Here is an 11809-nt window from a genome sequence, read left to right on the forward strand (position 1 = left end):
AGTTATAGCCTTGTTAATTACAATAACAAGGCTATTTATTTCCAAATATCATAAGCAAACCTTGCAATTACGCCTGTAACAACAATTAAGAAAAAGATTCTTACAAAAGAGCTACCTTTTAATAAAGCTAATTTCGTACCTATTACTGAACCTATAATATTAGCGATACCTAAAGGAATGGCTACTTCAAAAAGTACATCGCCTGAAGACATAAAGAAAATGATAGCTGGAATATTAGAAGCACAATTCAGTATTTTGGCATAAGCTGAGGCATGAAGAAAATCTAAACCAAAAATTGACACAAAGGCAAAGATTAAAAAACTACCCATTCCTGGCCCAAAAAATCCATCGTAAAAACCCAAAATAGCACCAGTCAACAATCCGCCAATTAAAAACTTTTTACCCACGTATTTTGGTTTATGATTAGTCCCTAAATCTTTCTTCAAAAAGGTATAAATTAACACCAAGACTAATAATATTAGAATAATGGGTTTTAATACATTTTTGTCTAAAGAAGTAACCAACCTTGCTCCCATCAAAGCAAATAAACCTGTAGCCAAAATAGAAGGAACTATCACTTTCCAATCTACCTTTACTTGTCTAATATACTGCGAAGCAGCCACCAAAGTCCCAGACACAGAGGCTAATTTATGCGTACCAATGATAGTAGGAATAGCATATTGTGGAAGAAAAATCAACAAAGCAGGCAATTGTATCAAACCTCCACCACCAACGATGGCATCAATAAAACCCGCTAAAAAAGCAAAACAAGAAAGTAATAATAAAGTTTGAAGGGTAATATCGTGTATGGGCATTTATTTTTGGGTTGTTTCATATTGTTGCCAGACAAATCAGTGTTAAGTATCTCTGTTACGAATGTCTTCAATATGGTCTATTAAATCATATCCTAATTTAGGAATATATTCTCCAAGTATTGTATTTAGCTTTTCAATATCTTCTGGTTCAGCATTGGTCAATTCAGGATAATTATCAATCAAATGTGCGAGTATTATTTGCTCCAAAGTATCTAAAAACTTGCTCTTATTAATAGCGTTTTTAGGAATTAACCCTTCAAATTTACTAAAGAACGCCTTAAAATTAGCTTTTTCTTCTTCTGTCTCAGGAGTATTTCTTAGGTTGGTTTGTCTTGCTATTTCAACTTCTACATTTTGATTCTTTTCTATATATGAAACAACATATTGCTGGAAGTCAAATTCTTCTTCCTCTAAAATAGCAAGAACCTCATCCTCTTTAGGGCCATATCCACCTAAAGATTTCCTAATTTGTTGGATGTATTTTCCTTGAGCAGGGTACTCTTTTTTCAAAAAAGGGACAAGCCTATTAAAGAATACACAAAAACGTCCTGATTTTCCCTCTTGATGAGCTGTAATTTCAAACGAAACAAGGTTATCTCCGAATAGATTCTCAACGGTAATTTCGAAATTTGTGTAGGTAATTTTCATATTTGTAAAATGTTTAAATATGTATTAAAGTATCTTGAAGATTGGTAAAACAATTAATGTGATTTTAAGTAGGCCTTTTACTCTTTTAAGTAGATTAGACAATACATAAATTTAAAAATAAATTCCTTATCTACACAAGTTAAATATCAAAAATAGCATTTAGCTTAGCAAACAAGAATCCTCCATTCTATTCCTCCCATTCTACCTCACCTTAAAATTTCCTATCAATTTTTCTAAAAAACTACTAATGCTCTATAAGACCCCTCAGAGTGAACTCTAATGCACTCGGAGTGCTATACAAGACCACTCTAAGTGAACTCTAATGCACTCAAAGTGCTATACAAGACCGCTTCGAGTGAACTTTAATGCACTCAAAATGCTATATAAGACCACTCTAAGTGAACTCTAATACACTCAAAGTGCTATACAAGACCACTCTAAGTGAACTCTAATGCACTCAAAGTGCTATACAAGACCACTCTAAGTGAACTCTTGTACACTTATGTGGACTAACGTGGAAGAATCTTAGATATGGGACTAACTTAGAATACAAATTACTTCTTCCTTGAAAAGTTAAAACCTACTGAAAGGAATAGTTGGTCACCAATTGAGCTGTCGTTATTATTCTTTGAAAAAGCAAGGTCTAGGTTTACTAATTTCTTAATTACAACGCCAGCACCAAAAGTTGTAAAGCTGCGGTTGCCTTTTTCTTTGGATTCTAAAAATTTACCCATCCTCAAAAATAAAAAATCATTGTAAGTGTACTGCAAACCCAATGACCAAGTGATTTCTTTTAGCTCTTCGCTGAGTCCGCCAGGGGCATCTGAAAACGAAGCGACCATTCCAGATAAGGCCGAATCGTTGTAATGATTTCCAGTAGGTGTAGGAACCAACAGTTTATTGGCATCTACTGTAAAGCCGATTTTATTTTTAACATCCAACTTATAACTTGGTGCTATGCCTAATTTTAGGTTAGTCGGCAAAAAAGCCTCCTGTTTATTATAAAGATTAACTTTCCCGCCAATATTGGCAATATTAACACCGTAATTGAATGAGAACTTTTTAAAGGCATCTGTATCAACATGTGCTAAACTGAGGTCAAAAGCAATATTATTCTTGGAAGGTATCTCAACATTAATAGATGGTAACAAATTGGTTCCATTTTCATGCATATACTTCACACCCACCGCCATTGATACTTTGTTTGATAAATGTCTAGTATAATTCACTCCCCATCCCCAACTTTTAGATGAAAAATCTGTCGAAACTCCTGTATTAGTCACATAGCTAAAAGTGCCATTTTGGAAAAGAGTAATATTACTCGACAATACACTTTTTTCACTCAACTGCCAATATCCGCCCCCTCGCAAGATATACATATCACTTACAAGTTTAGGTAGCCACTTCGACCCTGTTAAAAAAAAACCATTTCTATTGGGCGAATGTACCAACATGGCAGGGTTGAGATAGATTGCTGTTTCGTCGGTAAAAAGAGCCATCCCTCCATAGCCCATTGAAACAGACATTGGGTCTATGTTGATCAGCATAAATTGGTGTACAGCATCTGGTACAGAGGATCTTGTACTTTGCGTTTGTGCTTTTATTGATTGTGTGAAACCAGCAATAAGCGTAAAAAGTAATAATGTTTTTTTCATGGTTAAATTTCTCACTCCTCCCTTATCAAGATAATGATTCTTCAGAGAAACACAATTTCGTCAACGGTCAGTTAGTAAGTTTTGTAGTGTTAATTAATTAGTGATAGACTTATTTGTTTTATTTTTTAAACTGTAAGGTCGTATAACACACAACCTTATAAAGAATAAACAATAGCACGACAAGTATAATAATGGTAAGGACGAATGGTATTCGTACCTACCATCATTATCTAAACCGCAGGTTCTTGTTGAGATAAACAGTGGAAACTTCCTTGTCCCCAAATAATATCTGAGGCATCCAAACCTATTACTGGACGGTCTTTGAAAAGTCCAGAAAGAATATCTAAAGCGATGTCATCATTCTTGCATTGATAGGTCGGAACAATCACCGAAGCGTTGGTAATCAAGAAATTAGCATAAGAACCCGGTGTTCTAAATTCATCAATCACTACTGCCGAAGGCATTGGCAACTCTACTACATTCAATTGCTTGCCATTTACTAAACGCATTTGTTTGAGTAGCTGTAGATTATCATTCAAAACTTCGTAGTTATCATCATTTTTATCATACTCTACTGCTGCCACTACGGTATCAGCATTTACAAAACGAACAGTATCGTCCACATGACCATCTGTATCATCACCCACAATACCATCATTTACCCAAAGTACTTGCTCCTGTCCGTAATAATCGTACAAGTATTGTTCTATTTGAGCTTGATTCAAATGTGGGTTTCTATTCGGATTCAATAAACACGAGCGACTAGTCAACACACTCCCAGCTCCGTTAAATTCTACCGAACCACCTTCCATAATAATGCCGGGAGTAACTGTATTCAAACCACGATATTCAGCAATTTTAGTAGGCAAATTATTATCATCATCAAACGGAGGATATTTTCCACCCCAAGCGTTGTAACCCCAATTCACAATCATACGTTGTTTGGTTTCGGGATTAATCAAAAATGCTGGGCCGTGGTCTCTACACCAAGCATCATTTGTTGGGTTGATTAATATTTCAATTTGTTTTTCGTCAATACCATACTTGGGCAATTCGTTCAAAATAAATGACTGTAATTTTTCATCATTTACATTCAAACAAACCTTTTCTCCTTGAGAAATCGCTTTGATGAAATTGAAGTATTGTGGATACATTTTGGCTAATTTATCATCTTGCCAAGAGTGGTCGTTATGTGGGAAAGTAAGCCAAGTTGCTACATGTGGATGCCATTCGGCAGGAAAAAAATATCCTTGAGATTTTGGAGTAAGCATTTTTAATTGGTTTAAGGTGCAAAAATAAGGATTAATCTTTAAAGCTCTATAAGCAATAGGCTGTAAGCTTTCGACGATCAGATTTCGGATTTTTTCTTCGAGCTGTACGAAGGATTCAGTTGGGACTCAAAATATTTATTGAGCTAAAAATTTGTTGTAGCGGCAAACCCTTGCGGTTGCCGCAACTGAAACGGCAACCGCAAGGGTTTGCCGCTACAACTTTAGTTTAAACTAATTTCAACCTTTTATTGGTTATTCCTTAATCTTTTATCTTGTGTCTTTCGTCTTAAAGTCCAAAATCCTAAAGTCACTCATCAAAAGTAATCCCCCTCCTATTTACCTTTTTAATCGAAGCGATTTTTTTACTTTTTAGTCTCTCCATCTTAGACGCAAATGTTGGCTCGCTGGCTTTTCGTTTTTTAGGAACAAAAAGTGCTTTCCTGAGCAAATCATAGAATTTCTTTATCACAACGGATTTGTTGCGTAATTGTGTCCGCTCTTCTTGTGAAACAAGGATTAGTTCACCTTCTGAATTAATCTGATTTTTTAGTTTTTCTTGTAGTGTATTTTTCTGAATTTCGTCTAATAAAACGGAATTACTTATATTGAAACGGAGTTCTACTTTAGTGGAAACTTTATTAACATTCTGTCCGCCAGCACCGCCACTTCTTGAGGCTTGGAATTGGAATTCTGGACTGAAATCTTGTTTTAATAGTTCGGATAGATTCATTGCTTTAATTGTGAATGAGTGAGTTGTGAATTAGTGATTTATAGACTATAAGACTAAAGGACAAAAGAAGCAGGATTTTGTAAATTTTATTTATTTTTTAATTTCATTGATATTTACTTCCATTCATGCGATAAGTAAACATCATTTTAAAAAAATTGATTTCCAACATCTGATTGCAGAAACCTGATAGCCGACGACCGAAAGCTGACAGCTCAAGGCTAGAAGCTCATAGCTAAATATGCCCGAAACAAACATACGAAAAATAATTCATATTGATATGGATGCCTTTTTTGCTTCGGTGGAGCAGAGAGATAACCCTGCTTTGCGTGGAAAACCTGTGGCTGTGGGTGGTTCTCGTGAACGTGGAGTTGTTGCCGCAGCCAGTTATGAAGCTCGTAAGTTTGGAGTACGTTCGGCGATGTCTTCTATGGTGGCGGCACGTAAATGTCCGAATTTAATTTTCGTAAAACCTCGCTTCGAAAGCTATAAAACAGCTTCAAAACAAATCAGAGAAATTTTTGCAGAATATACTCATCTGATTGAACCCCTTTCTTTAGACGAAGCCTATCTGGATGTCACCGAAAACCTAAAAGGTATGGCTTCTGCCACGGCAATTGCCAAAGAAATCAAAGAGAAAATCAAGGAAAGAACACAACTGACAGCCTCTGCTGGAGTTTCTTACAATAAATTCTTGGCAAAACTGGCATCAGATTATAAAAAACCTGACGGACTTTTTGTGATAAAGCCCAATCAAGGCGAAAAGTTTGTGGAAGATTTAGAAGTATATCGTTTTCATGGAATCGGAAAAGTAACCGCCGAGAAAATGAACAAAATGAATATTTTCACGGGTTTGGATTTACGCCAATATGATGAAAATTTCTTGACCAAACATTTCGGTAAAGCAGGGAAATATTATTATAACATTGCCAGAGCGATTGATTACAGACCTGTGAATACCGAAAGAATCCGTAAATCTGTGGGTTCTGAAAATACCTTTTGGCGAGATTTAGAAACCAACGTAGAACTGGAAGCAGGCTTGAAACCTATTATCGAAGACGTTTGGAAGTACTGTGAACGTACACAAGTATATGGTAGAACGGTTCATTTAAAAGTAAAATTCAAAGACTTTCAAATCATTACCAGAAGTAGAACGACACTCTCTCCTATTGTTGACAGTACTTTTTTTGAGAAAATTTCTTATGATTTGTTGGAACAATTATACCCAATTCCGAAGGGCGTTCGCCTTCTGGGAATTTCACTTTCAAACTTAGAATTGGGCGACGATATGGTCGGAAAACAATTGAGTTTAGAGTTTTAGGGAAGTGAATTGCATTTACATCAGCAAAACCTCTTCCAAACACACCCATTCCACATTTAACACGCATTTTAATCTAAGAAATTTTCAATTTTTGTTTGAAAATTTCACAAAATCTATATATTTGTGATAAAATAGTATAGCTTATTTAAATACTTTTATCCAATATCCTCATTTATAAAATTAGCGTAAATCCTTACTTAATATAAATCTAAAATAGTCATAAAATAACGGTAAAAGTATTAAAATTATGCACGCAACTTACAACATCAAACCTACAGAAATTAATGATAGTTTATTGAAAACTATTAAAGACCTCTTTAAAAACGAAGAGCAACTAACGATTACAGTTACTTCTGAAAAGAGACCTAAACCAACTGAAAACCATCAAGATGAAGCAGAAAAGGCTTACTTTAGTTCGTTCGGTAGTTGGGAGGACGAAGTAAATACCGAATACCTCATAAAAAAAATATACTCTGCCCGAAAAAGCAGGCCACGTGATATTGATTAGCAATTCAGTCACGTATATTACTCTTCGTAAAATATTACAACTCTTTCCTCAAAGTTGCTCGTGTTAGGCATGGGCAACTTTTTTGATAATTATAACCCTGAATAAAGAGATACATCAATGAAATATCTTCTAAATTCCATCATACTTAACCATGATAAGACCCTATTATTTATCGTGAATATTTAGCCATCCATACGGTAGCATAGCCACAGTCTGAGTCTTTAATCACATGTTTCAATACCTTAAAATGATGTTTTTCTAACAAGCTATGGTATTCGTCGGTATCTAAAGAGGCATGAAATAGGTTTTCTCCACCACACATTCCCCAAGCTTCACCGTTTTCGATACCAGAAGTAAACAGTAAAATACCATTAGGGTTTAGGTGTTTTTCAAAAAGCGTAAACATCAATGGTTGGTCGGCGACCGGAAGATGGAAAAAGCTATGCCATGCAATGATGGCATCGAATTGTCTGTTTATGTCCAAATAACGCATATCTTGTAAAATAAACGTTGTTGTTGGGAAGTTGTCTTTGGCAATATCAAGTATCTTACTACTGGCATCTACGCCAGTAACCTGTACGTTTTGATTAACTAAGTAGGCTAATATTGGTTTTCCAGTACCACAGCCAACATCTAAAACAGTACCTTCAGCAGGTAATTGAGCTATTAAATCGTCTAGGTATTTTTTCTCCATTAATACCTCATCCCTATTTTCTGAAAACCAAGTAGCTATCTTGTTATAAACCTCGTAAACATTTTTTGTTTCCCTTTTTTCCATAGAGCATCTTTTTAATGATTGACCAAGCATTACTAATGCAAGATAGCATAAAGCATTAAAAAACTTGGGGTTGGTATTTACAGCACTTCTTGGCATCAGTTCACCAACAAGATGAATATCAGCGCAATTTAGCTGTTCAGACACAGACCTATTAAAAAACACTAGACAAAGCTGGGCTAGAAGTAAAATATAATCCACAAAACAAAAAAACGTCAGCCTATCATATTAAGATAAACTGACGTTTTTATATAAAAGAGATTTACTCTTGAGAATCAAGAACAAACTATTTCTTATAAGTAACAGATTTCACTGCTTCGATAGTACGAGCAACACTTGGAAGAATAGCTTCTAACAATGTTGGTGCGTACGGAAGTGGTAAGTCTAACGAGTTCACACGAATAACTGGTGCATCCATGAAATCAAAAGCCCAACGTTGTACGTTATAAGCGATTTCAGAAGATAAAGCAGCAATTGGGTTAGCTTCCTCTACTACTACACAACGGTTTGTTTTCTTTACAGAAGCAATAATTGTTTCGTAATCAATTGGTCTAACTGTTCTTAAATCAATTACTTCAGCATTGATGCCTAATTTAGTTAATTCTGCTACTGCTGGCATTACTACTCTTGAAAGCATTTTACCAAAAGTAACAATTGTTACGTCAGTACCTTCTTTCACGATATGAGCCTTACCGATTGGTGTTAAATATTCACCATCTGGTACAAGACCTTTATCGCCATACATCAATTCAGATTCCATGAAAATAACTGGGTCGTTATCACGGATTGAAGATTTTAATAAACCTTTTGCATCAGCAGGATTTGAAGGAACTACAACTTTCAAACCAGGAGTATTAGCAAACCAGTTTTCAAAGTTAGAAGAGTGTTGTGATGATAATTGACCTGCGTTTCCAGTTGGTCCACGGAAAACGATTGGACAAGAGTATTGTCCGCCAGACATAGACATCATTTTGGCAGCCGAGTTGATTACTTGGTCGATGGCTACCAACGAGAAGTTAAAAGTCATAAACTCAACTACCGGACGCAAACCATTAGCGGCTGCACCAACAGCGATACCCGCAAAACCTAATTCTGCGATAGGTGTGTCAATCACACGGTCTGGACCAAATTCATCCAACATACCTTGTGATACTTTGTAAGCACCATTGTATTCGGCTACTTCTTCGCCCATCAAAAACACTGACTGGTCTCTACGCATTTCTTCGTTTAATGCTTCACGAAGCGCCTCTCTGAATTGTATTTCTCTCATTGGTTATTTTTATCGTGTTCAGGTTGAGAATCGCCGAAACGATTCTGTCTTCAAAATCTGCGTAAAATTAGATAACAAACCTCAGACTGCCAACGCCCAAATCAGTAAATTCTCACTTAAATTGATTGAAATGATTTTTTTGAGGATTTGAAGTATTCTGAATAGCTTTATGCCCATGAAATAATCAGGCTACAAAATCCCTAAGTCGGGAAGCTTAATCTCTCTGACGGGTTGCAAAATCCCTAAATTGGGAAACTTAATCTCTCGGACGAGTTGCAAAATCCCTAAATTGGGAAACTTAATCTCTTGGACGAGTTGCAAAATCCCTAAATTGGGTTGCTTAATCTCTCGGACGAGTTGCAAAATCCCTAAATTGGGAAACTTAATCTCTCGTACGAGTTGCAAAATCCCTCAGTCGGGTTGCTTAATCTCTTAGTCAGGAAACAAAATCCCTCAGTCGGGATGCAAAATCTCTAAATCAGGAAAGTCTTTTTCATCCATGAGCCGATTAATTTCACTATTCGGCTCATATTTTCGCTATATTTGAGCCGAATACACGTTTTAATCGGCTCATCATGTATAATTGGCAATTTGATAACTGGACTCAATTTGAATACGACACTCGTCTTTTCGATGAAGTTGATAAACAATTTCATTCACTTGCAGGACAAAACGGAGGTGTCGTTCAGTTATTGGCTCAAGATGAAAAGGAGGCTTCAATACTTACTTTATTGGTCAAAGAAGCCATTAAAACCTCTGCCATTGAGGGTGAATTAATCAGTCGAGAGGATGTGATGTCTTCTATCAAAATTAATTTGGGCTATAATACCAATATCCAATCGGTTAAAGATAAACGGTCGATAGGCATTGCCCGTGCCATTGTTACTTCCAGAGAATATTTCGAACAACCTTTAGATGAAACGATGCTATTTGAATGGCACAAAGCCATTATGTTGGGCAATACCAGCGTCAATGCAGGCGTATGGCGTAGCCACGAAGAACCCATGCAAATTGTTTCGGGTGCGATTGGTAAAGAAATTGTACATTTTGAAGCACCGCCTTCTAAGAACGTTCCCAGCGAAATGAAACGTTTTATTCAATGGTTTAACGAAACAAACCCCAAAGGAGCAACGCCAATAAATAACGCCATCGTGCGTGCTGGTTTGGCTCATTTGTATTTTGAAAGTATTCATCCTTTTGAAGATGGAAATGGACGTGTCGGAAGAATCATTGCAGAAAAAGCCTTGTCACAACACTTGCAAAGTCCTGTTTTGCTGAGTCTTTCCACAACCATTTCAGCAGATAAGGCAATTTATTACGAGCAATTAAAAAATGTACAACTAGGCAATAATGTAAACAATTGGCTTATCTATTTTGGTAAAGTTGTATTGGATGCACAAAAAGATTTCTTTAACACCGTACAATTTACGATAAAGAAAACCAGATTTTTAGACAACATTAAACACCTTGTAGATGTCAAACAACAAAAAGTAATTTATAAAATGCTTCAAGATGAAACCTTTGAAGGAGGAATGAATGCCCGAAAATATCAATCCATCACCAAAACCTCAAAGGCAACAGCGACCCGAGATTTAGCAGATTTGGTACAAAAAAACATCTTGATTCAAACAGGCGGCGGACGAAGTACGAGTTATTATATTTGTTTGGAGTAAAAATCAAGGTTGTTTTTGTAAAAACCTACTACTCATCCAACCCAAAGCTCTTGGAGCTACCAATGAATCTCGTCTATGAATGAGATTCTTTTTTAAGTTATCTGCTGGATACATTTCCACAAACCACCAAACTCTGTTAGTTTTATCTTTATACTCTGCCCAAGCTAAACCTTTGGCATTTTTGGGATATTTCGTAACCGTATTTCCTTCGACACTGTAATCGTAAAGGTAGGTTGCAGTGTTGTCTTTCAGTGGCTCTGACCGAAGTGCATAACCGTCGTTTAGGGTAATGAATTTAATAGGCGTGTTCCATATTGTTTTAGGTGCTTGCGTGCGTACTATTCTTGCTCTTTGATAATTGAGTGTTATCTTCAAATCATCACGCACATTATACTTTGTTTCGTATTCTATGTAGTCGGCACAACAGCCAAAATCAAGAAGAATAAAAGAAGTAAGTTTTTTGTTTGCATCAAAAACCAAGGTTGATAGCTCTTGATAGCCTTCAAAGACTGGAACAAACTGATTTTCTTTTTGTAGAAAAATCTTAACTAAGCTTGCTTCTGCTCCGCTATATCCACCATAAATGACATCTAATTTTCCATCTGCATTCAAGTCCATAAAATGAAAACAGTCTTTGAACTTTTTTTCACTGTGAGGTTCATTACCGTAATAATAAGCCGAAGAATCAAAGTAAACTTTTAGTTTTTCTGTGATTTGTTTTCGATAGGTGTTTGTCACCTGCGTGTCAAACTTACTCCAATCAATCGTATCAGCATATACAAAAAAACGCATAGGCTCTAATACTTCTTGATTTTTACTTACTGAATCTATACTCAATCCTGCTAAAGAATCTGGAGCAGTATTATTTTTATCGTTTTTTTCAAAAGAACAAGCAAAAGCAAATAAGCCTATAAAAATTAAATAAATGTTGAAATTATTTTTCATATCATAGAAATATTGAAGAGTGTGATAAAACGCAGTACTCTACCCGAAGGTTTTTGTAAATATTTGATTATGAGACACTTGAATATTTGTCCATTTGGTGAATATATTAATACATTCAGTCCAGAGTTGCATAAAGGTTTTGGTAGGATTCTTTAATCCCCTCCTTATCACGTTCAAACCTTTTCTAAAAAAGCTATTGGC

The 11809-nt window shown here is 35.8% G+C and carries 11 protein-coding genes; 3 read left to right on the forward strand and 8 right to left on the reverse strand.

What is annotated here, in order from left to right; all coding sequences use genetic code 11:
* Positions 1 to 35: 35 nt before the first annotated feature.
* The 5 genes from VB776_RS07200 to arfB all read right to left on the reverse strand — a co-directional run bounded on the left by VB776_RS07200 (position 36) and on the right by arfB (position 5119).
* Positions 36 to 815, reverse strand: a complete 780-nt coding sequence (locus VB776_RS07200) for a sulfite exporter TauE/SafE family protein (RefSeq protein WP_323327489.1) — start codon at positions 813 to 815, stop codon at positions 36 to 38.
* Positions 816 to 857: 42 nt separating this feature from the next.
* Positions 858 to 1463 carry a hypothetical protein gene (locus VB776_RS07205; protein WP_323327492.1) on the reverse strand — a complete coding sequence of 202 codons (606 nt, stop codon included), beginning with the start codon at positions 1461 to 1463 and terminating at the stop codon, positions 858 to 860.
* 554 nt (positions 1464 to 2017) lie between these two features.
* Positions 2018 to 3118 (reverse strand): type IX secretion system outer membrane channel protein PorV, encoded by a 1101-nt coding sequence (porV, locus tag VB776_RS07210; protein WP_323327495.1) that lies wholly within the window; start codon positions 3116 to 3118, stop codon positions 2018 to 2020.
* Between the two features lie 230 nt (positions 3119 to 3348).
* The gene (locus VB776_RS07215; protein ID WP_323327497.1) at positions 3349 to 4389 is read right to left on the reverse strand and encodes an agmatine deiminase family protein; all 1041 of its coding nucleotides are present in this window, start codon (positions 4387 to 4389) and stop codon (positions 3349 to 3351) included.
* Positions 4390 to 4696: 307 nt separating this feature from the next.
* On the reverse strand, positions 4697 to 5119 hold the full coding sequence (arfB, locus tag VB776_RS07220; RefSeq protein WP_323327499.1) for an alternative ribosome rescue aminoacyl-tRNA hydrolase ArfB: 423 nt from the start codon (positions 5117 to 5119) through the stop codon (positions 4697 to 4699).
* A gap of 238 nt (positions 5120 to 5357) precedes the next feature.
* On the opposite strand from arfB, the gene dinB reads away from it, so the two are divergent.
* Positions 5358 to 6437: a DNA polymerase IV gene (gene dinB, locus VB776_RS07225; protein ID WP_323327501.1), complete on the forward strand. Its 1080-nt coding sequence runs from the start codon at positions 5358 to 5360 to the stop codon at positions 6435 to 6437.
* 247 nt (positions 6438 to 6684) lie between these two features.
* Entirely contained in the window at positions 6685 to 6945 is a 261-nt protein-coding gene (locus VB776_RS07230) for a hypothetical protein (RefSeq protein WP_323327503.1), read from the forward strand.
* A 169-nt stretch (positions 6946 to 7114) separates the two neighbouring features.
* On the opposite strand, the gene VB776_RS07235 is transcribed toward VB776_RS07230, so the two are convergent.
* Positions 7115 to 7723, reverse strand: coding sequence for a class I SAM-dependent methyltransferase (locus tag VB776_RS07235; RefSeq protein WP_323327504.1), 609 nt, complete (start codon positions 7721 to 7723; stop codon positions 7115 to 7117).
* Positions 7724 to 8006: 283 nt separating this feature from the next.
* Positions 8007 to 8990: a pyruvate dehydrogenase complex E1 component subunit beta gene (locus VB776_RS07240; RefSeq protein WP_323255376.1), complete on the reverse strand. Its 984-nt coding sequence runs from the start codon at positions 8988 to 8990 to the stop codon at positions 8007 to 8009.
* A 575-nt stretch (positions 8991 to 9565) separates the two neighbouring features.
* Here VB776_RS07240 and VB776_RS07245 point away from each other — a divergent pair.
* Positions 9566 to 10663, forward strand: a complete 1098-nt coding sequence (locus tag VB776_RS07245) for a DUF4172 domain-containing protein (RefSeq protein ID WP_323327506.1) — start codon at positions 9566 to 9568, stop codon at positions 10661 to 10663.
* A 3-nt stretch (positions 10664 to 10666) separates the two neighbouring features.
* Here the strand turns inward: VB776_RS07245 and VB776_RS07250 are convergent, their stop codons facing one another.
* Positions 10667 to 11608 (reverse strand): hypothetical protein, encoded by a 942-nt coding sequence (locus VB776_RS07250; protein WP_323327509.1) that lies wholly within the window; start codon positions 11606 to 11608, stop codon positions 10667 to 10669.
* Positions 11609 to 11809: the final 201 nt, after the last annotated feature.

This window comes from Arcicella gelida, from assembly GCF_034931025.1.
GTDB classification, from domain to species: Bacteria; Bacteroidota; Bacteroidia; order Cytophagales; family Spirosomataceae; genus Arcicella; species Arcicella gelida.